This window comes from Bradyrhizobium diazoefficiens (assembly GCF_016616235.1).
GTDB lineage: Bacteria > Pseudomonadota > Alphaproteobacteria > Rhizobiales > Xanthobacteraceae > Bradyrhizobium > Bradyrhizobium diazoefficiens_H.
Map to the genome: position 1 here is coordinate 769,054 of NZ_CP067100.1, position 25,562 is coordinate 794,615.

Genomic DNA, 25,562 nt, shown 5'->3' on the forward strand with positions numbered 1-25,562 from the left:
AGGGGATCGCTTACTCGCGGCCCTGGACGCCGAGCAGGCCATGCGGTCGCACCACGAGCACGAGCGTCATTGCCGCAAACAGCATCACATAGGCATAGCCGGGGTTGAACATGGAGGTGACGCTGATGATCTCGCCGGCGATCAAGCCGCCGAGGATCGCGCCGGGGAACGAGCCGACGCCGCCGATCACCACCACCACGAAGGTCTGGACCAGGATGTCGTCGCCGATGCCAGGGGTCAGCGACACCACCGGTGCGTTGACGATGCCGGCAAAGCCGGCGGCTGCCGCGCCGATGCCGAACACCACCATAAAGACGCGGTAGACGTTGATGCCGAGCGAATCGACCATCACCGAATCCTCGATGCCGGCGCGCACGATCATGCCGAGGCGGGTCCGGTACAGCACCAGGAACAGCGCGCCGAGCGCGACCGCGACGATGCCGACCACGGCGAGGCGGTAGGTCGGATAGAACATGAAGCCGAGATTGGTGATGCCCTGGAACAGCGGCGGCGGCGGCACGATCTGCGACTGGCTCGAGAAGATCAGCCGCACGAGCTCGACGAAGCAGATGCCGAGCCCGAACGTCACCAGCAGCTGATCCTCGTGCGGGCGATGATAGAAATGGCGGATGATGACGCGCTCCATCGCGACCCCGAGCAGCATCACGAACAGCGAGCCCGCGATCACGGCGAGGACGAACGATTCCGTGTACTGGTAGGTGACGAAGCCGGCATAGCCGCCGATCATGAACATCGCGCCATGCGCGAGGTTGAGCACGCCGAGCGTGCCGTAGATGATGGTCAGGCCGGAGCTGATCAGCGCGAGCAGCGCGCCGAGCGCGAGCCCATTGAAGAGCTGCGAAACGAGATTGGGCCAACTAATCATGCAATGGTCGCCGTTGCGACGCGACAGCAGCGCGCGTCAAAAAAAGGCGACGCCGCAGGACCAGAGTACAGCCCGCGGCGTCACAGGGGTTAGCGCGGGATCAGGTGTAGTCGCCGAGATGGCAGCCGAACGCGTCCGGCTTCTGCATCAAGCCCTCGCCCGGGACGATCTCGACGACGTCGTACCAGTCTTCCTTGTTCTTCATGTCCTTCTGCTGCTTGCCCTTGACGATGATGACAGGACGGACGCACTGGTGATCCTCGGGACGGTAATGCACGTCGCCGACGAGCGAGGGGATGGTCTCGCCCTTCTCATAGGCCTTGATCACGTCGGGCGGATTGAAGCTGCCGGCTTCCTCGCACATGCGGGCCCAGTGCGCGAAGCTGACATAGGCGTTCTCGGCGCCCCATTCCGGCTTGTAGCCGTACTTCTTCTCGAAGGCCTCGTTGAACATCTTGGCCAGCGGGAACTTGTCCTCTATCGTCCACCAATAGTCGGTGGCGGCGTAGACGCCCTGCATCAGGCCGCCGGTCTCGCGCGCGATGAACGGCACCTGATAGGGCACCACCAGCTTCATCTTGTCGAGCACGCCGAACTGCTTGGCCTGCTGCGTCGACAGCACCGCGTCGTGGCCCCAGTTGACATTGATGAGCACGTCGGCGCCGGAATTCGCGACGTTCAGCAAATAGGAGGAATAGTCCGGCGCGCCGAGCGGCGCGACCTGGTTGGTCACGGTGGTCCAGCCGGCGGCGGCGAGGAAGTCCTGCATCGACTTGGTGACGGTGTGGCCGTAGGTGTAGTCCGGCGTGAGATACGCCGCCTTCTTGCCCTTGCCGAACTCGCGCACCATCACCGGGCCGATCGCCGCGGCCGCGGTCTGGCCGAAGAAGTTCTGGCGGAAGCCGTAGCGGACGCAATCCTTGCCGGTGGTGTCGTTCGAGCCGGAGATGCCGCACACGAAGATCACCTTCTCGCGCTGGGCGAGCTTGTTGAGCGCGACCGCGACCGCGCTCGACGTGCCGCCGGTGATCATGATCGCCTTGTTCTCGCTGATGAAGCGCTGCTGCGCCTGCACCGCCTCGTTGGGCTTCGCCGCGGAATCCGCGACGCCGAACTTCAGCTCCTTGCCGAGCACGCCCTTGCTGGTCTTCGGCGAGATCTTCTTGATCAGATCGTGACCGCTGTTGATGTGCTCGATCGCGAGCTGATAGCCCTTGAGCTCGTCCTCGCCCTGCACGGCATAGGTGCCGGTGCGCGGTACCGAGATGCCGATGAAGGCGGTGGAACCCGATACGCCCGCGGGATAGGTGCCGATCGCCGGCTTGTCCTCGGCGAATGCCGGCAGCGCGGGCAGCACTGAGCCGCCGATCAGGCCTGCGGTGGTCTGGAGCAGGCCACGGCGCGAGAGGCCGCGGCGGACGAGTTTGTCAGTCATGATCGTTTCCTCCGAACATCGTTCTTGGTTGCAGGCCAGACACGACCTGTCCGGCGGCAACCGGCCTCGCTTGGCCTGCCCCCGCCGGGCACGTCACATCCGCGTGTAGTTCCTGGCCATAAGCATTGCTTGTGAAGACCTTCTGTCAATTTCGCCTTTGGTCGAACGACGAAAATTATGTCGTGAAAACATGTCGTATGACGATATATATTAGTCTTTGTGAGTACGAGGCTGGCGTTCGGCGAGGGACATGGCGCGGCAGACGACAGTGGCAGGTGCCCGGAAGCGGCGATCCTGGCCGCAGGAGGCGGAGCGGCAAGAGGCTGTGCGGCCCGCCGGAGAGGCGGGCGACCAGCGCACGGCGCCGCAGTCGGGCGATGCCTTCCGCATGCCCGAGCCGCACAATCGGCCGGCCGTCGAGCGCGGACCGGCCGTCGGCTCCGTTCCGGCGAAGCGCGCGCCGGTGCCGATGAAACGCCTGAGCGTCCGCGCCCAGAACGTCCTCAAGGAGCTCGCGGTCGAGCTTACCGGCGAGCAGCCGCCGAAGGGGAATTGGTCGCCCTCGCGCGAATTGCTGCGCGCGCTGACGGCCGAGCGCCTCGCGACCGCACGCAATTGCGGTCCCCACACCATGCGGGAGATCGTCGACTGGGCGCAGGGCTGCGGCGTGACCATCAAGCCGGTGATCCGGCCCGGCGGCTCGCTGTCGCAGATGTGGTCCGAGCTGATCATCAATGCATCGACGGGTGCCCTCAGCAGTGCGGAGATCGTCAGCGCGCTCCAGCGCTCGATCCGGCGCAAGAGCGTCCGCATCCCGATCGCGTTTCAGGTCATCCTCGTCAAAATCCTGCTGTCCAGCTTCGAATAGCCGGCCGCAAGGCGCCGATATTTGTGCATCCGCGGCGCCCGCCGATTGGTTCGGCGGCCGCTGCTTGCTACTTTTGGCTAAGCCGCCCGCATCGCCGGGCGCAGGGTCGGAGGCGGCACCGCATGGTTCAGGCGAAGAAGGCGCAACGGTCCGCGGCGACAATGCCTGCACGGTCTTCAGACAGCCGCACCATGCGCGACTCCGACTACGCGGCGTTGGCGCAATTCCGCTACCAGCTCCGAACCTTCCTGGCCTTCAGCGAAGCCGCGGCCCAGAACGCCGGATTGACGGCGCAGCAGCACCAGGCGCTGCTGGCGATCAAGGGATTGGCTGATCCGGACGGCGCCAGCGTCGGCGATCTCGCGCGCTTCCTCCTGATCCGACACCACACCGCAGTGGAGCTGGTGGATCGGATGGCGAAGCTGAAGCTGATCGGCCGGCAAGCCGATCCCGAGGACGCGCGTCGCGTCCTAGTCAAGCTGACGGCCAAGGGCGAGCAGAAACTGAGATCGCTCTCGCGCATTCATCTGGACGAGCTGACTGCCGCCGCGCCCGCTTTGGGCAAGATCCTGCGATCGTTCCGGGCCAAAAGCGCGTTGAGGCGCGAGCTTTAAGCCGCCGCGCCTTGCGCCGCGAGTTGCGCTGCCTGGTGCTCGGTGGTCAGCGCGTCGATCAACTCGCCCAGCGCCTCGCCCGCGATCACCTGCGGCAGCTTGTAGAGCGTCAGGTTGATGCGGTGGTCGGTGACGCGGCCTTGCGGGAAATTGTAGGTGCGGATCCGCTCAGAGCGGTCGCCTGAGCCGACCTTCTCCTTGCGCTCGGCCGAACGTGCAGCATCGACGCGCTGGCGCTCGGCGTCATAGATGCGCGAGCGCAGGATGTTCATGGCTGAGGCGCGGTTCTTATGCTGCGAGCGCGAGTCCTGCATCATCACCACGATGCCGGTCGGGATGTGGGTGATGCGGATCGCCGATTCCGTCTTATTGACGTGCTGGCCGCCGGCGCCCTGCGCACGCATGGTCTCGATGCGGAGGTCGTCGTTCTTGATGTCGACGTCGACATCCTCGACCTCCGGCAGCACTGCAACGGTCGCTGCGGACGTATGAATGCGTCCTTGGGTTTCCGTATCGGGCACGCGCTGCACGCGGTGCACGCCGGATTCGAACTTCAGCTTCGAGAACGCGCCACGGCCCTGCACCTCCGCGATGATTTCCTTGTAGCCGCCGACCGTGCCTTCGCTGGCCGAGATCACCTCGACCTTCCAGCCCTGCAAGCTGGCGAAGCGCTCGTACATGCGGAACAGGTCGCCGGCGAACAGCGAAGCCTCGTCGCCGCCGGTGCCGGCGCGGATTTCCAGCACGACGTTGCGATCGTCCATGGCATCCTTGGGCAGCAGCGCGACGCGGATCTTCTGGACCAGCTCCTCGATCCGGGACGTCAGCTCGTCGCGCTCGCTTTCCGCCATGCTGCGCATCTCGGCATCGGTTGCGGGATCGGCGATCAGCGTCTCGGTGTCGGCGAGCTCCTTGACCGCAGACCGATAAGCCTTCACCGCCTCGATCAGTGGCGTGAGTTCGGCGAGCTCGCGGGTGATCTGCACATAGCGCTCGGAGGCGAGCTGTCCCAGCGATTCGGCCTCGAGCGAGGCGTGATGCGCGAGCAGGACGTCCAGTTTGGCTTCGGGGAGTGACGACATCGGTTCAGTCTCAAGAGGCGGAAGGAGGTGAGGCGGCGGAAAGCGGCGGCAGGCCCGCTACAACGCCAGGCCTTCGGCCTCGGCAAATTCCGTCAGCTTCTGCCGGATCGAGACGCTGCCGGCGGGCGCATCCAGCAGAGGGTTGAGCATCGTCTCGGCCTTCCTGGCATCGAGATCGATCACCATCGCCTTGACCGGCCCCAGTGCGGTCGCCGACAGCGACAGCGAGCGATAGCCCATCGCGATCAGCGCCAGCGCGCCGATCGGTTTGGAGGCCATCTCGCCGCACAGCGACAGCGATTTCTGCGCGGCCTGCGATTTGCGCGCGATATCGCGCAGCGCGCGCAGAATGGGGGCCGACATGGTGTCGAAACGCTCGGAGACCTTGGGATTGCCGCGATCGACCGCGAACAGGAACTGGAACAGATCGTTGGAGCCGACCGAGATGAAGTCGACCTTCCTCAGGAGTTCGTCGAGCTGGTAGAGCAGGGCGGGGACTTCGACCATGGTGCCGATGTCGATGCGCTCCGGCAGCGTGTGGCCGTGCTGGCGCAGGTAAGTCAGTTCGCGCTCGACCAGCGCCTTCGCCGCGTCGAATTCGGTCACCTCCGAGATCATCGGGAACATGATGCGCAACGCACGGCCGCCGCCGGCGCGCAAGAGCGCACGGATCTGGCCGCGCAGCAGGCCCGGACGGTCCAGTCCAAGCCGGATCGCGCGCCAGCCGAGCGCGGGGTTCTCCTCGATCACGGCTTCCATATAGGGCAGCGCCTTGTCGCCGCCGATATCGAGGGTGCGGAAGGTGACGGGCTTGCTGCCCGCCGCGTCCAGCACGGTGCGATAGAGTGCGAGCTGGTCGCTGGTGCGCGGCAGGCTCTGTCCGACCATGAATTGCAGCTCGGTGCGGAACAGGCCGATACCGGCGCTACCGGTGTCCTCGATGTGCGGCAGGTCGATCGCGAGCCCTGCGTTGATCATCAGCTCGACCTTCTGGCCGTCCTTGGTGACGCAGGGACGGTCGCGCAGCGCGAGATATTGCGCCTGGCGGCGGGCGCGGAAGCGCACGCGCTCGGCGAAGGCCGCTTCGACCTCCTGCGACGGGCGCACATAGATCGAGCCGGAGGTGCCGTCGACGATGATGGCATCGCCGGGATCGGCAATGCCGGGCGCATTCGGGACCTCGCCGACCGCGGGAATGCCGAGCGCGCGCGCCACGATCGAGACGTGGGAGTTGGCGGTGCCTTCCTCGAGCACGATGCCGCGCAGGCGCTTGCGGTCGTAATCGAGCAGCGCCGCCGGACCCATGGCGCGCGCGATGACGATGGCGTTATCGGGCAGTTGCTCGCGTGACGGCGCGTGATCCTGGCCGACCAGCTGCCGCATCAGGCGGTAGCCGAGATCCTCGAGGTCGTGCAGCCGGTCGCGCAAATAGGGATCGGTCGAGCGCAGCATGCGCGCACGGGTGTCGGACTGCACGCGCTCGACGGCGGCCTCCGCGGTGAGGCCGGTGGCGACCGCCTCGTGCAGCTTGTGCGACCAGCCCTGGTCGTTGGCGAACATGCGGTAGGCTTCCAGCACCTCGCGGTGCTCGCCGCCCTCGGCGACATCGCCGCGCTCCAGCATGCGGTCGAGATCGGCGCGGAGCTTGGCGAGCGCGGTGTCGAGCCGCTTGATTTCCTTCGGCAGGTCTTCCGCGATGTAGTCCTTGATGACGACGCGCGGCTCATGCAGCACGACATGGCCGAGCGCGATGCCTTCCGACAGGATGGCACCGACCTTCTGCGCGGAATGCCGCGCGGCGGGCTCCAGGCCCGGCTGCGCCAGCGCAGACAATTCACCGGAGGCGATCAGCTCCGCCAGTACCATGGCGGTGGTCTGCAGCGCCTCGAGCTCCTCCTCGACATAGTTGCGCTTGGCGCGGTTCTGCACCACCAGCACGCCGAGCGTGTTGCCGGCGCGCAGAATCGGCACGCCGAGGAAGGAGTGGTAGATTTCTTCGCCGGTCTCGGGGCGAAACGAGAAGGCCGGATGACTCTGCGCATCGCTCAAGTTGAGGGGGGTCGCCTCGCTGGCGACGAGGCCGACCAGGCCCTCATGGGCGCTAAGCACGGTATGGTGCACGGCCTCGCGGTTGAGGCCTTCGGTAGCGTAGAGCTCGAGCGTGTTGTCGACGCGCAGCACATAGACCGAGCACACCTCGGCCACCATGTTGGCGGCGATCAGCACCACGATCTTGTCCAGCCGCTCCTGGGCCGAGACCTGCTCCGCCATGGTTTCGCGGAGCCGTCTCAACAAGACGCGGGGACCTCCCGACGCGCTCCGCATGAACCGTCAATCTCCTCCGTCAGCCGGGCCCGAAAGGTGCCCGGCGGCTCGCCCGAAATCCAGAAAAACAACGAATTTGCTTATCCGGCAACGGCCCAGGCTGCCTACCTGAGCCGAATCAGCGCCGCCTCGACTGGGGCACAGTCTGTGGCAGCCCGCCCTGTCCGCCGTATAGCGAATTGAGGCTTGTTTTGCCAAGCAAAACGCCTGCCAGACGCGAAGGTGTGTACACCTTCGCGTTTGCTGCGACCGCTAAGAGAAAATTAGTCCAAGCATGGCCCGCAAAAGGGCGAAGCGGTTTTCCGGAACGATCAGGCTCAAACAACAAATCTGAAGCGCGATGACGGGGCGCGCTTCAGCCCTGATCCAGGCCGTAAAGCGTGTGCAAGGTGCGCACCGCAAGCTCGGTATAGGCCGTGTCGATCAAAACCGAGAACTTGATCTCGGAGGTTGTGATGGCCCGGATGTTGATATTCCGCCCCGCGAGGGCCGAGAACGCCTGGGCGGCGACGCCGGCATGGCTGCGCATGCCGCTGCCGATCACCGAGATCTTGGCGACGTCGGTGGCTGTATCCAGCCTTGCATAACCGATCTTGCCCTTGGCGGCGGTGATCGTGTCCTTGGCGCGGCCGTAGTCGGCCGCCGGCACCGTGAAGGTGAGGTCGGTGGTCTTGCCGTCCTCGGAGACGTTTTGCACGATCATGTCGACGTTGATGTTGGCATCCGCCAGCGGGCCGAAGATCGACGCCGCAACGCCCGGCTTGTCCTCGATCTGGCGCACCGAGATCTGGGCCTCGTCCTTCGAAAAGGCGATGCCGGTGACGACGTGGCTTTCCATGATCTCCTCCTCGCTGCAGATCAGCGTGCCGGGCGGCTGGTTGGCATGCGGGTCGATATCCTCGGGCTTGTCGAAGCTCGAGCGGACGAAGATCGGCATGTTATGGACCATGCCGAGTTCCACCGAGCGCACCTGGAGCACCTTGGCGCCCTGCGAAGCCAGTTCCAGCATGTCTTCGAATGCGATCTTGTCGAGCCTCTTGGCCTTCGGCACGATTCGCGGGTCAGTGGTGTAGACGCCGTCGACGTCGGTGTAGATGTCGCAGCGATCCGCCTTGACGGCAGCGGCGACCGCCACGGCCGAGGTGTCCGAGCCGCCGCGGCCAAGCGTGGTGATGCGGTTCGTTTCGGGGTCGATGCCCTGGAAGCCGGCGATGACAGCGACTTCCTTGTGCTCCCGGAAGCGCTTGATGATCTCACTGCCGTCGATGTCCTCGATCCGCGCCGAGGCATGGGCGTCGCTGGTCTTGATCGGGATCTGCCAGCCCTGCCAGGAGCGGGCCTGGATGCCCATGCCCTGAAGCACGATGGCGAGCAGACCCGACGTCACCTGCTCGCCCGAGGCGACCACGGCGTCGTATTCGCGCGCATCGTGCATCGGCGAGGCCTCGGTGCACCAGGCCACCAGCTCGTTGGTCTTTCCGGACATCGCCGAGACGACCACGGCCACTTCATGGCCGGCGTCGACCTCACGCTTCACATGGCGTGCGACGTTGCGGATGCGTTCGATATTGGCGACGGATGTGCCGCCGAATTTCATCACGAGGCGGCTCATGACGACGCGTGCATTCCCTCATAAGGATCAGTATGGTGGCCGCACTGGACGGAGCCTCGCGGACACCGACCGCGCGTATACATAGCGGCGGCGCCGGGGGCAAGCGGGTTCCTGCGGGGGCAGGGTGCGGGGGTAATGGGTTAACCGGGATCATGGCGCGCTATATCGACGAGATTCTTCAGCCCGGCGAGAAGGTGCTGTATTCGACCAATGCGCACTGGATTTTCTATTTTCCGGCCATCGTGGCCTGGATCTTGGCTCTGGTCCTGCTGGTCCTGTCACGGCAGGCCACGGCCGATGGGCTCGTGATGCTGTGTCTCATCGGCTCAGCGCTGGTCGCGCTGGCGGCCCTGTTCTGGACCGTGAAGGGCTGGTTCCATCGCTTCACCACCGAGACCGACGTCACGAACCTCAGGGTCGTGCACAAGACCGGGTTCATCAAGCGCCGCACCTTCGAGATGGCGCTGGACAAGGTCGAGAGCGTCGACGTCGATCAGACCATTCCTGGACGTATTCTCAACTACGGCGACGTGACGATTCGCGGCGTGGGCGAGGGGGTCGAGACGATCAGGACCATCGCCTCGCCGCTCGCCTTCCGTAGTTCGATCACCACGCGGTAGGACCGCGCGTAAGCATGAGCATGCAGCAAAATACCTCCGCAACCGCCACCGCCCAGCCGGGCTCGACTGTCGACGCCGCCGAGATCGCGAAATTCTCAAAACTCTCGGCCGAGTGGTGGGACCCCAAGGGCAAGATGGCGCCGCTGCACCGGATCAACCCGCTGCGGCTCGGCTACATCCGCGACGCCGCCTGCCGCAAGTTCGAGCGCAATGTGCGCAGCCTCAACTGTCTCGGCGGCCTGCGCCTGCTCGACATCGGCTGTGGCGCCGGCTTGTTGTGCGAGCCGCTGTCGCGCCTCGGCGCGCAGGTCATCGGCGTCGACCCCTCGGCCAGCAACATCGCGGCTGCGAAGCTGCATGCCGACAAGAGCCATCTTGCGATCGACTATCGCTGCACCACGGTGGAGGAGATCGACCCCCGCGAGCGCTTCGACATCGTGCTGGCGATGGAGGTGGTCGAGCATGTCGTCGACGTCGGCGTCTTCCTCAAGCGCTGCGCCGCGATGCTGAAGCCGAACGGCCTGATGGTGGTCTCGACCCTGAACCGGAACTGGAAGAGCTTCGCGCTCGCCATCGTCGGCGCCGAATACGTCCTGCGCTGGCTGCCGCGCGGCACCCATGAGTGGAACAAGTTCGTCACCCCCGACGAGCTGACCAAATACCTGCTCGACAACCGCCTCGTCATCACCGAGCAGACCGGCGTCGTCTACTCGCCCTTCGCCGACAAATGGACGCTCTCGTCGGATATGGACGTGAACTACATGGTGGTGGCGGAACGGATGCTATGAGGGGCGAGTGAGCGAGGCGCGAGCATCGCTCCTATGACGTGGGCGTGATTGACCTGCTTCGCCGCTAGCGGCAGGTTGGCCGACGTCTTCAGCCCTCCGCCCGTTTTCATCCCATGTTCACTATCGCCAGCCTCTGGATTCCCTTCACCGTCATTGCAGCGCTCGGCCAGGTCGCGCGCAATGCGATGCAGCGGTCGTTGACGAAGCCGCTGGGGACATGGGGCGCGACCAATATCCGCTTTCTATTCGGCTTCCCGTTCTCGCTGCTGTTTCTGGCCGTTGTGCTGGCGGCGACCGGCGATCATCTCGGCTTGCCGCCGACCGTGTTCTGGCCATGGCTGCTGCTGGGCGCGCTGAGCCAGATCGTCGCGACCGGCTTGATGCTGCTCGCGATGAACGACCGCTCGTTCGTGGTGACGACGGCCTACCTCAAGACCGAGGCGATCCAGACCGCGATCTTCGGCTTTGTCTTCCTCGGCGATCACCTGACCTGGCTGAAAGTGCTGGCGATCGTGATTGCCACGGTCGGCGTCGTCATCACCGCGCTGCGGCCCGGCGGCGAGAAGAGTTTTGCCGAGCTGAAGCCGACCATCACCGGCCTCGTCGCCGCAGCGGCCTTCGCGCTGTCTGCGGTTGGTTTTCGCGGTGCGATCATCAACGTCCCCGGCGTCTCCTTCGTGACCTCGGCCTCGTTCACGCTGGTGCTCGGCCTGTTCGTGCAGACGCTGGTGCTGACGATTTATTTGCTCTGGCGCGCGCCAAAGGTTCTGCAGGGTATCCTCGCGATGTGGCGGCCGTCGATGCTGGCGGGCTTCACGGGCGCCTTCGCCTCGCAATTCTGGTTCCTGGCCTTCGCGCTGACGGCCGCGGCCAATGTCCGCACGCTCGCGCTGGTCGAGGTGCTGTTCGCGCAAGCCGTGGCGTATTACTCGTTCAAGCAGCCGATCGCGCCGCGCGAGATTTTTGGCATCGTGCTGATTGTGGTCGGTGTCGCGCTGCTGGTCGGAGTTTAATTCCGGTCTTCCGGCAGCGTCGGCAGCGGCGAGACCTCGATGCCTTCGTCGATCAGCGACTTCGCCTCGTCGGGCGAAGCCTCGCCATAGATCGGGCGGTGCTCCTTGTCGCCGTAATGCATCGCGCGCGCTTCGTTGGCAAAACGCTCGCCGACATTGTCGGCGTTCTTGACGATGTGGTCGCGCAGCTCTTTCAGCTTGGCGCGCAGCTCGCGCTCCTGCGCCATCATCAGCGAGGTCGATCCGGCTGCCGCAGCTTCGGGCGCGGCGGTCGTGGCCGGCTCGGGCAGCGGCGTCGCGCGACCCTTCTTGCTTGCGATGCGCGGGGCCATGATCGCCTTGTCGACCTTGGCCGAGCCGCAGATCGGGCAGGTCACCAGCTTGCGCTTCACCTGGGAATCATAGGCCGACGAGCTCTGGAACCAGCTTTCGAAATCGTGGCCGCGGTCGCAGTGCAGTGCGTAGCGGATCATACCGATCCCCGCACGAGGTGCAGGTGATCCGGCCCCGCTTTCGGGTCGGCGACGCCGAAGCGGCGGCCGTGCTGGAGCGAGGGGATCGCCCGGCGCGCGGTCTCGACCTTGGTCGGATCGATTCTGGCCATGATGATGCCGGGCTCGACATCGCCCTCGGCGAGGATCTCGCCCCAGGGATCGATGATCAGCGAATGACCGTAGGTCTCGCGCTTGTTCTCGTGCAGGCCGGCCTGCGCGGCGGCAAAAATGAAGCAGCCGGTCTCGATCGCGCGTGCGCGCAGCAGCACGTGCCAATGTGCTTCCCCGGTCTTGCGGGTGAAGGCCGACGGCACCGTGATGAAAGAGGCGCCGCTCTCGGCCAGGGCGCGATAGAGCGCGGGGAAGCGCACATCGTAGCAGATCGTGAGGCCGACGCGGCCCCAGGGCAGGTCGGAGATCACGGCGGTCTCGCCGGGCTGGTAATTGGCGGATTCGCGATAGCTCTCGCCGTCCGGCAGCTCGATGTCGAACATGTGGATCTTGTCGTAGCTCGCGAGCACGGTGCCCTCGGGCCCGATCAGGAACGAGCGGTTGACCGCCTTCTCCGGCGAGAAGCGCAGCGCCAGCGAGCCGACATGGATGTGAATTCCGAGCTCAGCGGCAAGTGCGCGATAGGCCTTCAGCGAGGCGTCATCCTCTTCGCTCTGCAGATGCTCGAACAGCGCCTTGCGGTTCAGCTGCATGATGTTGCTGACTTCGGGCGTCTGCACGTAGTCGGCGCCGTTGGCCGCCGCCTCACGGATCAGTTTCGTCGCCTGCTCGAGGCTCGGCCCCGGGAGCAGGCCGGTGCGCATCTGCACCATCGCGGCGGTGAAGGTCCTGTCTTGAGCTTGAGTCTGGCTCATGACACCGCCTTCACGCTTTCGAGCAGGCCATCGAGCTTGCCCTCGCGATCCAGCGCGTAAAGTTCGTCGCAGCCGCCGACATGGGTTCCGCCGATCCAGATCTGCGGGAACGTGGAGCCCGCGCCGGCGCGGTCGTACATCTCCTGGCGCCAAGACGGGTTCTTGGCGATATCGAACTCGGTGAAGCTGGCCTTCTTGCGGGTCAGCAGCGACCGCGCGGCGGAACAATAGCCGCATCCCGGCCTGGTATAGATCTCGACAGCAGCGGTCATCTCGTCCAGCGCTCTCAATTCATGAATTCATTGAATTATATGGGACGGGGGCCGCTCTCGACAACCCGGGCAAAGACCAGCACGTCGACCTGGGCCGCCTTGGCGCGGAGCAGGGCCCGCGCACAGGCCTCCAGCGTCGCACCCGTGGTCAGGACGTCGTCGATCAGGATGATGCGGCGGCCCTGGATTTCCGCCTGACGGTCGGCGGATACCTGGAATGCGCCCTGCACATTGGTAGCGCGCTGAGCCCGCGACAGGCCGATCTGCTGCTCGGTGGCGCGCACCCGGCGCAGCACCTCGCCGCGGACCTTGACCCCGCTCTGCCGTTCGATGATGCGCGCCAGCGCGCCGGACTGATTGTAGCGGCGGCGCCAGGCCCGCCGCCAATGCAGGGGCACCGGCACCAGCATGTCGGCGCCGGCGAGCAGCTCGCCGCCGGCGCGCGCCATCCAGCGGCCCATGGCCGGCGCCAGATCGGTGCGGTCCTGGTATTTCAGCGCATGCACCAGCGTGCGCGCGATGTCGTCGTAACGCACCGCTGCACGCGCCCGCTGGTAAGCCGGCGGGCTCGCGATCGCCTCCATCGACAGCATCTCGGGGCCGGGATCATAGACAAAGGGAATGCCGAGCCGCGGGCAATAGGGCCGCTCGATGAACGACAGCTTTGCCCAGCAGGCCGCGCACACGCCTTCGCCGTCGACCGGCTCGCGGCAGGACACGCACAGCGTCGGCAGCGCAATGTCGAGCGCCAGCCGTGTCGCCCGCACCAGCACATGGCGGCCGGCCGTCCATGCGGCCCGCAGCGGCGCGGAGAGGGAACGGGTGGGGGCGGCGTCGGCTTCCATCGAAGGAGGCTAGCGCTCTGTTTGCGGGGGCTCAAGCCACGCTCTCGTGCCCCGGACGCTGCGCAGCGCGTAGCGGTGCGCTGCAGAGCCGGGGCCCAGAACCTGTGTGCGCCGAGACATGGGTCCCGGCTCTGCGGAGCGTCACTGCGTGCCGCACCGCGTCCGGGACACGAGAGCGATTGCCAGACCGACTTGGATCGGCGTAACCAGCGGCATGGCCCAGCCCCCGCAAACCCCGCCCGCTTTGTTCGATCGTGCCTTGCTGCTTGCGCGGCAGCACCGCGCGCGGGCGCAGGGCGCGGCGACCTTTTTGCTTGATCGCGTCGCCGAGGACATGTCCGACCGGCTGGCCGCGGTGATGCGCGCGTTTCACGCCCCGGCCGATCTCTGGACACCCGGTGAAGGGCTCGCGGGGCTGCGCACGCGGCTTCCGTCCATCGAACGGATCGCGCTCGATGCGGCAGGCTCGGAGAAATTGCCCTTCGCGCCGGAAAGCCTCGATCTCGTCGTCTCCGCGCTGGCACTGCAATTCGTCAACGACCTGCCGGGCGTACTGGCGCAAATCCGCCGGGCGCTGAAGCCGGACGGGCTGCTGCTCGCCGCGATGATCGGCGGCGACAGCCTGACCGAGCTGCGGCAGGCCTTTGCCGCGGCGGAGGCCGAATGCGAAGGCGGCGTATCGCCGCGCGTGGCGCCATTTGCCGATCTGCGTGACATCGGCGCGCTGTTGCAGCGGGCGGGCTTTGCGCTGCCGGTGACCGATGTCGACCGCGTCGTGGTGCGCTATGCCAATGCGTTCGCGCTGATGCAGGATCTCCGGCGCATGGGCGCGGCCAATATGCTGCTCGAGCGGCGCCGCGCGCCGAGCCGTCGCGCGACACTGCTGCGCATGGCCGAAATCTACGCCGATCGCTTTGCCGATGCCGACGGCCGCATCCGCGCGACGTTCGACATCATCTGGCTCTCAGGCTGGGCGCCGCATGCGAGCCAGCAGCAGCCGTTGAAGCCGGGTTCGGCGAAGGCGAGTCTCGCGGAGGCGGTGAAGAAGACGGGGAGAAAGTGACGTGTGTCCCGGACGCGCAGCAGCGTTCTTACGCTGCTGTGTAGAGCCGGGACCCAGCCTGCCGAAAGCAGGGCCCCGGCTCTGCAGCGCACCGCAAGAGCGCTGCGCTGCGTCCGGGGCACACTGATCTCACATCAGCAAATCAATCAGATGCGGGATCAGCGGAATATCCGCCGGCGGCATCGGGTAGTCGCGCAGTCTGTTGGCGCGGACCCAGGCCAGATTCTGGCCCTCGCGCGCCTCCACCATGCCCTCCCAGCGCCGGCAGATGTACAGCGGCATCAACAGATGAAAGGTCTCGTAGCCGTAGCTCGCGAAAGTGAGCGGGGCCAGGCAGGGCTCGGCAACAGTGATGCCGAGCTCCTCGTGGAGCTCGCGGATCAGGCTCTGTTCCGGCCGCTCGCCCGCCTCGAGCTTGCCGCCGGGAAATTCCCATAAGCCCGCCAGCGGCTTGCCCTCAGGGCGCTGTGCGATCAGGACGCGCTTGTCGGCGTCCACAAGCGCACAGGCCACGACAAGGGTGAGCTTGAGCTCGGCCATGCCCTACGACCTGTAATCGCCGTTGATCGCGACATACTCCTTGGTGAGATCGCAGGTCAGCACACGGTCGCGGCCCTTGCCGAGGCCGAGCGAGACCTTGATCGCGATCTCCGGGGCCTTCATCGCCTCTGACACCTGCGCCTCGTCGTAATTAGGATCGCGCGCGCCGCTCTTGGCGACGCGGATGCCGTTGAAGGCGATCGAGAGCTTGTCGCGGTCGGCCGGCTCGCCGGCCTTGCCGACCGCCATCACCACGCGGCCCCAATTGGCGTCCTCGCCGGCGATCGCGGTCTTGACCAGCGGCGAGTTGGCGATCGACATCGCAATTTTGCGCGCGGACGCCTTGGTCTTGGCGCCCTCGACCGTGATCTCGACCAGCTTGCGCGCGCCTTCGCCGTCGCGGGCCACCTGCTCGGACAGGTTGGCGAGGATCTGGTTGAACGCCTTGGCGAACGCTTTCAGGCGCGGGTCGCTGGCGCGGCTGATCTTCGGCGCGCCGTGCGCGGCGGCAGCGCCGGTGGCGAACGCCAGCAGCGTATCGGAGGTCGAGGTGTCGCCGTCGATCGTCACCGCGTTGAACGTGTCCTCGACGCCGGCCTTGAGCAGCGCCTGCAGCGCGGCCGGCGCGATCGGCGCGTCGGTGAAGATGAAGGACAGCATCGTCGCCATGTCGGGCGCGATCATGCCGGCGCCCTTGGCCATGCCGTTGATGGTGACCTTGGCCTTGCCGAGCTTGACCGTCGCGGTCGCGATCTTGGGGAAGGTGTCGGTGGTCATGATCGCCTTGGCGGCGGCGAGATAGTCGCCGGGCTCGGCGGCCTCGGCGAGGCGCCCCAGCACGCCGTCGAACTTGGTCGCATCCAGGGGCTCGCCGATTACGCCGGTCGAGGCCAGGAAGATTTCGCTCTCGCTGCAGCCGACCGCCTTGGCCGCGATCTTGGCGGTCAACGCGGTGGAGGCGCGGCCGGTCTTGCCGGTGAAGGCATTGGCATTGCCGGAATTGACGACCAGCGCGCGCGCCTTGCCGCCCTTCAGCTTGGCGCGGCACCATTCGACCGGCGCTGACGGGCACTTCGATTTGGTGAAGACGCCGGCGACCGCGGTGCCCTTGTCCATCATTGCCAGCAGGACGTCGGTGCGGTTCTTGTAGCGGATACCGGCCTCGGCCGTCGCGAGGCGGACGCCCGCAATGGTGGGCATGTCGGGAACGTTCTTCGGGGCGAGGGGAGAGACGGCTGAGGACATCATGGGCGCCTTGATGAGGTCTGAACATGCAGATGGCCGGGCGATGCCCGGCCATTGCGACGTTAGATACTATTGGCGTCCCAGAAGTGACAGCGAATTCTTACTTCTTCGCGGTCCTACTTCTTTGCAGGCGGCGCCATCTTGCTGTCGGACGGCTTGGCCGCGTCGGCCGGCTTCGCGTCCGATTTGGCGTCCTTGGAGGCGTCGGCCTGGTCCATCCGCTCGACCTTGGCGTCCGCGCGCAGCTTGGCGACGTAATCGGCCTGGGCCTTGCGGGTGACGTAGTTCTCGATCTGGGGCTTGACCTGCTCGAACTCCGGCGCCTTGCGATTGCGCTTTTCCTCGACCTTGATGATGTGCCAGCCGAACTGCGACTTCACGGGGTCGGAAATCTTGCCGGGCTCCAGCGCGAAGGCCACCGCCGAGAATTCCGGCACCATCTGCTCCTTGGTGAAGAAGCCGAGATCGCCGCCGTCGGCGGAGCCCGGATCCTTGGACTTCTTCTTGGCGAGCTCGGCAAAGTCGGCGCCCTTGTCGAGCTCGGCCTTCACCGCCTTGGCCTCGTCCTCGGTCTCCACCAGGATGTGGCGGGCACGCACCTCCTGCTCGCCGGTGATCTGCTTGGAGGCCTCCTCATAGACCTTCTTCATGGCGTCGGGGGTGGTGGCGGCCTTGCCCTCGTTGGCGAGCAGGCCGTCCATCAGCAGGCGGTTGCGGGCGAACGCCAGGCGCTTCTTGAACTCCTCGCTGTCGCCGATCTTCTTGTCCTCGGCAGCCTTGCTGACGATCTTCATGTCGATCAGGAACGACAGCACATTCTCGTCCTTGGTCGCTGGGTCCATCTGGGCGAGGCTCGGCCCGAGCTCCTCCTCGGCCATGGCGACGTCGCTCTTCTTGATCTCCGCGCCATTGACCTTCGCCAGCACCGGATCGTCGGCGGCCCGCAACGGGCCCGGAAGCGCCAGGGACAGCGCCAGAGCGAGGCATCCAGCCAGGGCGGAGGCATGGCGGAAACGCTGGCCGGTGGTTACCGGGAACGAGGTGGTCATGGAAAATCCTTTTGTTGAAGCAGGGGGCTGCTCGAGCGGGGCGGACACTCGCCCAATTCAGGGGGGCTTTGCAACGCGAAAAGTCTGTCAATTTGATGAATTGGCCGCAATGCGGCCGCCGTTGACAAGGCTAGGGGCCGGCCATATCTCTGCCCGGTCGCGTCCATGGCGATGGCGTTTATTTTGCTGCGTTTTTGGCCGTTGAACCCTGACTTGCCCAATTCCCACCCATATGGCGGACGACCCCCCGCAGTCCGGGCTCTGGCGCCATAAAGCGTCACGGTGAGTTGATAGGCAGGTGGGTGACAACATTTCGGCTGCCACGCGGTTAAATCGCGAACACAGGAACTGGTCATGATCGGCGCGCTCGCCCGCAAATTTTTCGGCTCCTCCAACGATAGGCGGGTGAAGGGATATCAGTCCCGCGTCAACGCGATCAACGCGCTGGAGCCCGAGCTCATCAAGCTCTCGGACGAGGAACTCAAGGCCCGCACCGCCGAATTCAAGAAACAGCTCGCCGAGGGCAAGACGCTCGACGACCTGCTGGTGCCCGCCTTCGCCACCGTGCGCGAGGCCGCCAAGCGCACGCTCGGCCAGCGCCATTTCGACGTCCAGCTGATCGGCGGCATGGTGCTGCACGAGGGCGACATTGCCGAGATGAAGACCGGCGAAGGCAAGACGCTGGTGGCGACGCTCGCGGTCTACCTCAACGCGCTCGCCGGCAAGGGCGTTCACGTCGTCACCGTCAACGACTACCTCGCCCGCCGCGACTCCGGCTGGATGGGCCAGATCTATGGCTTCCTCGGCCTGACCACCGGCGTCATCGTGCACGGCCTCGACGATTCCGAGCGCAAGGCGGCCTATGCCTGCGACATTACCTACGGCACCAACAACGAATACGGCTTCGACTATCTGCGCGACAACATGAAGTACCGGCTCGACGACATGGTCCAGCGGCCGCACTTCTACGCCATCGTCGACGAAGTCGACTCCATCCTGATCGACGAGGCGCGCACGCCGCTGATCATCTCCGGCCCGCTCGACGACCGCTCTGATTTCTACAACACCATCGATGGTTTCCTGCCGAAGCTCGACAAGTCCGACTACGACGTCGACGAGAAGCAGCGCACCGTGACGCTGACCGAAGCCGGCATGGAGAAGATCGAGACCTTGCTGCGCGACGCCGGCCAGCTCAAGGGCGAGTCGCTCTACGACGTCGAGAACGTCTCCGTCGTGCACCACATCAACCAGGCGCTGCGCGCCCACACGCTGTTCACCCGCGACAAGGACTACATCGTCCGCGACGACGAGGTCGTCATCATCGACGAGTTCACCGGACGCATGATGCCGGGCCGGCGCTATTCCGAAGGCCTGCATCAGGCGCTGGAGGCCAAGGAGCACGTCCAGGTCCAGCCCGAGAACCAGACGCTGGCCTCGATCACCTTCCAGAACTATTTCCGCATGTATGAGAAGCTGGCCGGCATGACCGGCACGGCCGCGACCGAAGCCGACGAGCTGTTCGACATCTACAAGCTCGAGGTCGTGGAGATCCCGACCAACCTGCCTGTGGCGCGTCTTGACGAAGACGACGAGGTCTACAGGACGCAGAAGGAAAAGTACCAGGCGATCCTCGCCGAGATCGAGCGGGCGAACGCGCGGCTGCAGCCGGTGCTGGTCGGCACGGCGTCGATTGAAAAATCGGAAGTGCTCGCCGAATTCCTCAAATCGAACGGCTACAAGCAGATCGACTTCGGCAAGGAGCACGCGCTCGACAAGCTCTACGCCGCCGCCCGCGCCGGCAAGCCGGCAAAACTGTTCGCGGTGCTGAATGCGCGCTTCCACGAGCAGGAAGCCTATATCGTCGCGGAAGCGGGCGTGCCCGGCGCGATCACGATCGCGACCAACATGGCCGGCCGCGGCACCGACATCAAGCTCGGCGGCTCGCTCGAGATGCGTCTCCAGCAGGAGACCGCCGGCATCACCGACGAGGCAGAGAAGGCGAAGAAGATCGAGCAGATCAAGGCCGACATCGAGCGCTTCCGCGACATCGTGCTGAAGGCGGAAGAGACCGTCGAGGTCGAGCCGGCGAAGGGTTCAAAGCCCGCCAAAACCGTGAAGAAGCCGGGCGGCCTCTACATCATCGGCTCCGAGCGCCACGAATCCCGCCGCATCGACAACCAGCTGCGCGGCCGCTCCGGCCGTCAGGGCGACCCCGGCCGCTCGAAGTTCTTCCTGTCGCTGGAAGACGATCTGATGCGCATTTTCGGCTCGGATCGTCTCGACAGCATGCTGCAGCGTCTCGGCCTGCAGGAGGGCGAGGCCATCATCCATCCCTGGATCAACAAGGCGCTGGAGAAGGCGCAGCAGAAGGTCGAGGCGCGCAACTTCGACATCCGCAAGAACCTGCTCAAGTTCGACAACGTCCAGAACGACCAGCGCAAGGTGATCTTCGACCAGCGCGTCGAGCTGATGAAGGACGAGAGCGTCGCCGAGACCGTCGCAGACATGCGCCACGCCTTCATCGAGGACCTCGTCACCAAGCACGTGCCCGAGCATGCCTATGCCGAGCAGTGGGACACAGCCGGGCTCAAGGAAGAGCTGAAGCGTGTGCTCGATCTCGACCTTCCCGTCGACGACTGGGCCAAGGAAGAGGGTATCGCCGACGAGGAGCTGCTCACCCGCATCGAAAACCGCGCCGACGAGCACATGGCGGCCAAGGTCGCGCAATGGGGTCCCGACGTGATGCGTTACGTCGAGAAGACCATTCTGCTGCAGACGCTGGACCATCTCTGGCGCGAGCATCTGATCATGCTCGACCACCTCCGCCAAGTCATTGGCCTGCGCGGTTACGGCCAGCGCGATCCGTTGCAGGAGTACAAGACCGAGGCCTTCAACCTCTTCCAGGAGATGAGCGCGCATTTGCGCGAGGCCGTCACGGCGCAGCTGATGCGCGTCGAGATCGTCCCGCCGGAGCAGGAAGCCCCGATGCTGCCCGCGATGGAAGCGCACAAGTTCGATCCGAACACCGGCGAAGACGAAATGGCGCTCGCCAGCGTCACCCTCGCCCCGCAGGCCACCGACGCAGCGCTGCGCGACCCGAAGAACCCGGCGAGCTGGGGCAAGGTCGGCCGCAACGAGGATTGCCCGTGCGGCAGTGGCAAGAAGTATAAGCACTGCCACGGGCGGTACGCGTAAGGGCTGAATGCGTTTGCGAGGCGCGACGATAGCGCCTCGCTCTCCACTGTCGTCGCTCGGCTCGACCGGCGCCCCAGTGTGCCGCAGCTTCTCGGCTTAATCACAACTTTCGCTGGAATACCGGATTGCCCGCCCTCATGCGCGGTTGCGCACGACACGGCGATGATGGCTGAGGGCGTTTCACGTGAGAAAGGCGCGGCGGCTTTACTTCACCGCCCCGAACCGGCTCTCAAAGGAGTTCGACGACACCACGGGTGCTGCGCCGGCCATCTGCGTGCTGTCGGCCGCCCCATCGCTCACCGACGGCTTCAGCGCCGGACGCGTCTGGGCGAGCCGCGTGTCGGGCTGCGGCTTCGGCGCCTCGGCGGGCTTGGCCGCGGCAACCGCCGGCTTCGGCGCGTCCTTTGCTGCATCCTTCACCGCTTCCTTGGACTTGTCGTGGCCCGGCACGAAGCGGGTCACGGCAGCCTTCAGCCTTGACGCTGCGGTGGTCGGCGTCGTGGACGTCGCGGCCGGGGCGACGGACGCAGTGGCTTGCGGCGGTGGTGTCGTCGTCGCCGTCGTGTCGGCGGAGCCGAGGCCCATCTTGCGGCCGAGGTTGGAGAAGAAGCCGCCGCCGGATTTTTCGGCCGCGGCGACGCGCGTGTTGGTCGCGGGCGCGGCTACGGCAACGACCGGCTCTTCCTGCGGCGCGGGCGCGGACGCCACCGCATCGAGGTTCGGCTTGGGCGGATTGACGTGGCCGGGGATCGTGCCCGGCGCCTTCGCCATCGCCAGCATCTGCAAGGTGGTGCCTTCGGCGCTCTCGGACAGGCCGGTCGAGCCTTCCGGAATCTTGGCGGCAAAGATCTTGTTCATGCCGCCGTCGATGCCGGTGTTCATGCGCGCCACCGGCGTGCCCTTGGCGACGAGCTTGGCGTATTCGGCCTCGTCCTTGGCCTGCTTCTCGCGCACGGCGCTCGCGATCTCCTCGGGGATCACATAGGCCGGGCATTTTGCGGAAGCATCGAATATGGGATCGCGCTTGGCATCGGCCGGCTTGGCCGCGTCGAACACGTATTTCTTCTCGCAGAAATCGACCTTCGGCTCCTGCCGCGTCACCTCGAAATGATCATAGCCTTCCTTGATCATCTTCCAGAACGGCATGTTCGGATTGTTCCGGTGCTTGGCCATGTTCACCGGCGTCATCTTGAACGGATAGGCCTGCAGCTGGAACGCCTTCTGGCCGCCGAAGAAGGATTCGCGCCCCAACGAATAGATCTCCGCGATCTGCTCGTCCGTCATCGCGTAACAGCCGCGCGAAGAACAGTCGCCATGCACCATCAGTTGCGAGCCGGTGCGGCCCAGCGCCTTGTCGAACGCGTTCGGGTATCCGGTATTGAAGGAAAGATAATAGGCCGATTGCGGATTCATCTGGCTCGGATTGATCGAATAAAATCCTTCCGGCGCCTGGCGGTCGCCTTCGCGCACCTTGGGGCCGAGATCGCCCGACCAGCGGCAGATCGGATAGGTCTTGAGCAGCGCGAACTGGCCGCTTCGGGTCTGCTTCCAGACTTCGAGCTCGGCCTCCTGCTTGAACAGGCGCACCAGGATCGGCGATTGCAGGTCCATGTCCTTCTCGGCCATCGCGGCGAGAAGTTTTGGCGGCACCGGCTGGTTGGCCTTGGCATTGGTCGCGAGCGAAACCTGGTCGGTGTCGCAGCCGGTCAGCAGAACGCCGGCCGTCATCAGCGCAACCGAAGCCAAGAGCGCGCGAGCAAGCGAACGAGAAATCAAGATGGACCCCACACCGTGCCGGGCAGAGAGCGCGAACCCCACTTCGTTTGGCGCATGATCCGAGCGGACAACCGACCCGCCGTGGCGGGCTCGTTCAGATCACGCCCCAGCGCTGATGCCCTGAAGCCATTGATTAAAATTCTAACCTCTGGGTGATGCGGTCGCAACCCGAGCGGGGATCACGAGGGCGTTGGCCCAAAGGTGTGGTCAACAGAGACTTAAACTGGGCGGAACTTGGACCTTGCAGCCAAATTGGAACGGAGATCGCTGATTTGGGCAAAAAAAGGGTTAACGCGGGGTTACCGGGGCTCTTCGCCTCTCCCGCTTGCGGGGAGGGGTCGGCATAGGCGGGCCTTGGCCGCCGTTCTTCGAGAACGCCGATGCGAAGCATCGGCTATGGCGCCGGGTGAGGGCTCTCTCCTCTTGGGGGTTCTCATTTGCGGAGACCCCCTCTCCCCGACCCTCCCGCAAGCGAGGGAGGGGGCGCACCACCGCCGTCGCGCCGAAATGGGCTCGAATCACCCCAGTTTCCGGCCGATATCGAGGAATTTCTGCCGCCGCTGCTTGCGGATGGCCTCGCCGTCGAGGCCGCGGAGTTCGTCGAAGGCCTTGGCGATGGCATCGCCGGTGGTGGCGATCATGGCGGCGGGGTCGCGGTGGGCGCCGCCGACCGGCTCCTTCAGGATCTGGTCGATCACCCCGAAGCGGAGCATGTCCTGGGCGGTGATCTTCATGTTGTTGGCGGCTTCCTGCGCCTTGGTGCCGTCGCGCCAGAGGATGGAGGACGCCGCCTCCGGCGAGATCACGCTGTAGATCGCGTGCTCCAGCATCAACACCTTGTTGGCAGTGGTGATGGCGATGGCGCCGCCCGACATGCCCTCGCCGGTGATGATCGCGACATTCGGCACGGTCAGCGCCAGGCACGCGTCGGTCGAGCGCGCGATCGCCTCGGCCTGGCCCCGCTCTTCGGCGCCGATGCCGGGATAGGCGCCGGCGGAATCGGCGAGCGACAGCACCGGCAGGCCGAACCGCTCGGCCATCTCCATCAGCCGCACGCATTTGCGATAGCCTTCGGGGCGCGCCATGCCGAAATTGTGCTTGATACGGCTCTCGGTGGAATCGCCCTTTTCCTGGCCCATGACGCAGATCGGCTCGCCGCGGAAACGGCCGAAGCCGGCCACCAGCGCCTCGTCCTCACCGAACTTGCGGTCGCCGGCGAGCGGGGTGAATTCGGTGATCAGGCCCTTGATGAAGTCGTTGAAATGCGGTCGCTGCGGGTGCCGCGCCACCAGCGTCTTCTGCCACGGCGTCAGATTCAGATAGAGGTCGGCCAGCGCCTGCGCCGCCTTGTCCTCGATCCGCCCGATCTCATCGCTGATGTCGGTGCCGGAGGCCGCAAGCGTGCGCAATTCGTCGAGCTTGGAGTCGAGCTCGGCGACGGGCTTTTCGAAGTCGAGATAGCTGCGCATCTGGTCTGGCATCAACTCAATATAGGAAGGATCGGGCGAGGCGGCGAAGCGGATCTGGGCTCAAGGAAAGAACTGTAGCTTCTTCAAGGACTTGACCTGAGCGCCATGCGAAGCGCGCCAGATCGTTCGAAAGGCCCCGGCTCTTTCTGCGGAGATGTGGCCGAAGTCAAGGCGGTTTCGGGGGTTGCCCGGGGCCGAACTCTCGTGTCCCGGACGCGCTGCAGCGCTCTATCGCGCTGCTGCGCAGAGCCGGGACCCAGCAAGCAGCATGGGCCCCGGCTCAGCAGCGCACCGTTTCACGCTGCGCTGCATCCGGGGCACGAGACCTGTTTACTTCTCCGCCAGCGGGTGCAGGTCGCGCACCAGGCTCTTCAGCCGCTCCTCAACCACATGGGTGTAGATCTGGGTGGTCGAGATGTCGGTGTGCCCCAGCAGCGTCTGCACGATCCGCAAGTCGGCGCCGTTGTGCAGGAGATGGCTGGCAAAGGCATGGCGCAGCACGTGCGGGGAGACCAGCCGCGCCTGCAGGCCGGATGCGACCGCGAGCTCCTTGAGGTCGCGGGCGAAATGCTGCCGCGTCAGGTGCCCGCTCTCGCCGAACGAGGGGAACAGCCATTTCGCGGCGGCGAGGCTGTGCTTCTTTTTCTCGGTCTTCGCGGCTTCCGTCGCCGCGAGATAATCCGCCATCGCCTGACGCGAGGCCTCGTTGAGCGGCACCAGCCGTTCCTTGTTGCCCTTGCCGCGCACCACGATCATGCGCGCATCGCGCTTGGCCGCCGAGCGCGGCAGCGCCACCAGTTCGGAGACGCGCAGGCCGGTGGCGTAGAGCACTTCCAGCAGGCAATAGAGCCGCAACGCGCGCAGCCGCTTCGAGGGTGAGGCATCTTCCGCCTCGCTCAATTCCTTGGCGCGGCGGAGCATGCGGTCGACATCGGCGATCGACAGCACCTTTGGCAGGCCGCGGCCGCGCTTCGGGCCGGACAGGATCGCGGCGGGATCATCGCTCCGGATCCGCTCGTTCAGCAGGAAGCGATAGAGATGCCGCATCGCCGACAGCCGGCGCGCGACGCTGGTGGATTTGAAGCCGCGGGTGTCGAGGTCGGCGAGGTAGTCGCGCAGGACTTGCGTTTCGGCGTCCGCGAATGTGTGGCCGACCCGGCCCAGAAACTCCGAGAAATCGGTGAGGTCGCGGCGGTAGGCATCGAGCGTGTTGGGGCCGGCGCCCTGTTCCGCCGCGAGCATGTCGAGGAACAGGCCCGTGAGCTTGGCATCCGAGGGCTTGTTGGCGGAAGATCTGGTGCGCATGCCGGTCAGGCTAGCTGCTATTTCTTGAGAAACTTATCCGGCGGGATTGTCACCGTCATTTCCCGCGGCTTCGGGCTCACGAAGTTTGCCAGCGCGAACACCACGCCATAGACGATGCCGGCGATCACGGCGACGACCGTCAGGAAGCGGAACAGGCTGGGCATCGGGCAAGATCTCGGGAGGGTCTCGAGGCGCGGCGA

The 25,562-nt window shown here is 65.5% G+C and carries 23 protein-coding genes; 7 read left to right on the forward strand and 16 right to left on the reverse strand.

All coding sequences use genetic code 11. The features are described 5' to 3' along the window. Nucleotides 1–10: 10 nt before the first annotated feature. On the reverse strand, nucleotides 11–886 hold the full coding sequence (locus tag JJB99_RS03575) for a branched-chain amino acid ABC transporter permease (RefSeq protein ID WP_200497429.1): 876 nt from the start codon (nucleotides 884–886) through the stop codon (nucleotides 11–13). Nucleotides 887–986: 100 nt separating this feature from the next. Further along, nucleotides 987–2,321 carry a substrate-binding protein gene (locus JJB99_RS03580; protein ID WP_200497430.1) on the reverse strand — a complete coding sequence of 445 codons (1,335 nt, stop codon included), beginning with the start codon at nucleotides 2,319–2,321 and terminating at the stop codon, nucleotides 987–989. A gap of 250 nt (nucleotides 2,322–2,571) precedes the next feature. Here JJB99_RS03580 and JJB99_RS03585 point away from each other — a divergent pair, with 250 nt between their 5' ends. Beyond that, nucleotides 2,572–3,189, forward strand: coding sequence for a hypothetical protein (locus tag JJB99_RS03585; protein WP_200497431.1), 618 nt, complete (start codon nucleotides 2,572–2,574; stop codon nucleotides 3,187–3,189). 122 nt (nucleotides 3,190–3,311) lie between these two features. Continuing rightward, nucleotides 3,312–3,803, forward strand: a complete 492-nt coding sequence (locus JJB99_RS03590) for a MarR family winged helix-turn-helix transcriptional regulator (protein WP_200497432.1) — start codon at nucleotides 3,312–3,314, stop codon at nucleotides 3,801–3,803. Here the strand turns inward: JJB99_RS03590 and prfA are convergent. From prfA to JJB99_RS03605, 3 genes are all read right to left on the reverse strand, one after another. Continuing rightward, the gene (prfA, locus tag JJB99_RS03595) at nucleotides 3,800–4,885 is read right to left on the reverse strand and encodes a peptide chain release factor 1 (protein WP_200497433.1); all 1,086 of its coding nucleotides are present in this window, start codon (nucleotides 4,883–4,885) and stop codon (nucleotides 3,800–3,802) included. The genes JJB99_RS03590 and prfA overlap by 4 nt on opposite strands. 57 nt (nucleotides 4,886–4,942) lie before the next feature. Further along, nucleotides 4,943–7,210 carry a phosphoenolpyruvate--protein phosphotransferase gene (ptsP, locus tag JJB99_RS03600; protein WP_200497434.1) on the reverse strand — a complete coding sequence of 756 codons (2,268 nt, stop codon included), beginning with the start codon at nucleotides 7,208–7,210 and terminating at the stop codon, nucleotides 4,943–4,945. 355 nt (nucleotides 7,211–7,565) lie between these two features. Next, entirely contained in the window at nucleotides 7,566–8,822 is a 1,257-nt protein-coding gene (locus tag JJB99_RS03605; protein WP_200497435.1) for an aspartate kinase, read from the reverse strand. Between the two features lie 152 nt (nucleotides 8,823–8,974). On the opposite strand from JJB99_RS03605, the gene JJB99_RS03610 reads away from it, so the two are divergent. The 3 genes from JJB99_RS03610 to JJB99_RS03620 all read left to right on the forward strand — a co-directional run bounded on the left by JJB99_RS03610 (nucleotide 8,975) and on the right by JJB99_RS03620 (nucleotide 11,243). Continuing rightward, nucleotides 8,975–9,442, forward strand: coding sequence for a PH domain-containing protein (locus JJB99_RS03610; protein ID WP_200497436.1), 468 nt, complete (start codon nucleotides 8,975–8,977; stop codon nucleotides 9,440–9,442). Between the two features lie 14 nt (nucleotides 9,443–9,456). Beyond that, a complete protein-coding gene (gene ubiG / locus JJB99_RS03615; protein WP_200497437.1) occupies nucleotides 9,457–10,230 on the forward strand; it encodes a bifunctional 2-polyprenyl-6-hydroxyphenol methylase/3-demethylubiquinol 3-O-methyltransferase UbiG in 774 nt (257 codons plus the stop codon). Nucleotides 10,231–10,343: 113 nt separating this feature from the next. After that, nucleotides 10,344–11,243 (forward strand): EamA family transporter, encoded by a 900-nt coding sequence (locus JJB99_RS03620; RefSeq protein ID WP_200497438.1) that lies wholly within the window; start codon nucleotides 10,344–10,346, stop codon nucleotides 11,241–11,243. On the opposite strand, the gene JJB99_RS03625 is transcribed toward JJB99_RS03620, so the two are convergent. From JJB99_RS03625 to JJB99_RS03640, 4 genes are read right to left on the reverse strand one after another with little or no spacing between them, the layout of a single operon-like run. Then, nucleotides 11,240–11,716 (reverse strand): DUF1178 family protein, encoded by a 477-nt coding sequence (locus tag JJB99_RS03625; protein WP_200497439.1) that lies wholly within the window; start codon nucleotides 11,714–11,716, stop codon nucleotides 11,240–11,242. The two genes, JJB99_RS03620 and JJB99_RS03625, sit on opposite strands and share 4 nt — an antisense overlap. Beyond that, complete coding sequence (locus JJB99_RS03630; protein ID WP_200497440.1) at nucleotides 11,713–12,603, reverse strand: carbon-nitrogen hydrolase family protein; 891 nt, start codon at nucleotides 12,601–12,603, stop codon at nucleotides 11,713–11,715. The genes JJB99_RS03625 and JJB99_RS03630 overlap by 4 nt, the downstream gene beginning before the upstream one ends. Continuing rightward, nucleotides 12,600–12,875 carry a glutaredoxin 3 gene (gene grxC / locus JJB99_RS03635; RefSeq protein WP_200497441.1) on the reverse strand — a complete coding sequence of 92 codons (276 nt, stop codon included), beginning with the start codon at nucleotides 12,873–12,875 and terminating at the stop codon, nucleotides 12,600–12,602. The genes JJB99_RS03630 and grxC overlap by 4 nt, the downstream gene beginning before the upstream one ends. Before the next feature lie 35 nt (nucleotides 12,876–12,910). Continuing rightward, on the reverse strand, nucleotides 12,911–13,720 hold the full coding sequence (locus tag JJB99_RS03640; RefSeq protein ID WP_200497442.1) for a ComF family protein: 810 nt from the start codon (nucleotides 13,718–13,720) through the stop codon (nucleotides 12,911–12,913). Nucleotides 13,721–13,934: 214 nt separating this feature from the next. Between JJB99_RS03640 and JJB99_RS03645 the strand changes: the two genes are divergently transcribed. Continuing rightward, nucleotides 13,935–14,783 (forward strand): methyltransferase domain-containing protein, encoded by an 849-nt coding sequence (locus JJB99_RS03645; RefSeq protein ID WP_200497443.1) that lies wholly within the window; start codon nucleotides 13,935–13,937, stop codon nucleotides 14,781–14,783. A 129-nt stretch (nucleotides 14,784–14,912) separates the two neighbouring features. Here JJB99_RS03645 and JJB99_RS03650 read toward each other — a convergent pair whose 3' ends face one another. The 3 genes from JJB99_RS03650 to JJB99_RS03660 all read right to left on the reverse strand — a co-directional run bounded on the left by JJB99_RS03650 (nucleotide 14,913) and on the right by JJB99_RS03660 (nucleotide 17,617). Then, nucleotides 14,913–15,323: a (deoxy)nucleoside triphosphate pyrophosphohydrolase gene (locus JJB99_RS03650; RefSeq protein WP_200497444.1), complete on the reverse strand. Its 411-nt coding sequence runs from the start codon at nucleotides 15,321–15,323 to the stop codon at nucleotides 14,913–14,915. Between the two features lie 3 nt (nucleotides 15,324–15,326). Further along, nucleotides 15,327–16,568, reverse strand: a complete 1,242-nt coding sequence (argJ, locus tag JJB99_RS03655; protein ID WP_200500034.1) for a bifunctional glutamate N-acetyltransferase/amino-acid acetyltransferase ArgJ — start codon at nucleotides 16,566–16,568, stop codon at nucleotides 15,327–15,329. 116 nt (nucleotides 16,569–16,684) lie between these two features. Next, nucleotides 16,685–17,617 carry a peptidylprolyl isomerase gene (locus JJB99_RS03660; RefSeq protein WP_200497445.1) on the reverse strand — a complete coding sequence of 311 codons (933 nt, stop codon included), beginning with the start codon at nucleotides 17,615–17,617 and terminating at the stop codon, nucleotides 16,685–16,687. A 354-nt stretch (nucleotides 17,618–17,971) separates the two neighbouring features. Between JJB99_RS03660 and secA the strand changes: the two genes are divergently transcribed. Then, nucleotides 17,972–20,812, forward strand: a complete 2,841-nt coding sequence (gene secA, locus JJB99_RS03665) for a preprotein translocase subunit SecA (protein WP_200497446.1) — start codon at nucleotides 17,972–17,974, stop codon at nucleotides 20,810–20,812. A 204-nt stretch (nucleotides 20,813–21,016) separates the two neighbouring features. On the opposite strand, the gene JJB99_RS03670 is transcribed toward secA, so the two are convergent. The 4 genes from JJB99_RS03670 to JJB99_RS03685 form a co-directional block, all read right to left on the reverse strand. Further along, nucleotides 21,017–22,540, reverse strand: a complete 1,524-nt coding sequence (locus JJB99_RS03670) for a L,D-transpeptidase family protein (protein WP_246775137.1) — start codon at nucleotides 22,538–22,540, stop codon at nucleotides 21,017–21,019. A 566-nt stretch (nucleotides 22,541–23,106) separates the two neighbouring features. After that, the gene (locus JJB99_RS03675; RefSeq protein WP_200497448.1) at nucleotides 23,107–24,069 is read right to left on the reverse strand and encodes an acetyl-CoA carboxylase carboxyltransferase subunit alpha; all 963 of its coding nucleotides are present in this window, start codon (nucleotides 24,067–24,069) and stop codon (nucleotides 23,107–23,109) included. Between the two features lie 318 nt (nucleotides 24,070–24,387). Continuing rightward, nucleotides 24,388–25,362, reverse strand: a complete 975-nt coding sequence (gene xerD / locus JJB99_RS03680; RefSeq protein ID WP_200497449.1) for a site-specific tyrosine recombinase XerD — start codon at nucleotides 25,360–25,362, stop codon at nucleotides 24,388–24,390. A 17-nt stretch (nucleotides 25,363–25,379) separates the two neighbouring features. Further along, nucleotides 25,380–25,526, reverse strand: coding sequence for a histidine kinase (locus tag JJB99_RS03685; protein ID WP_074116966.1), 147 nt, complete (start codon nucleotides 25,524–25,526; stop codon nucleotides 25,380–25,382). Nucleotides 25,527–25,562: the final 36 nt, after the last annotated feature.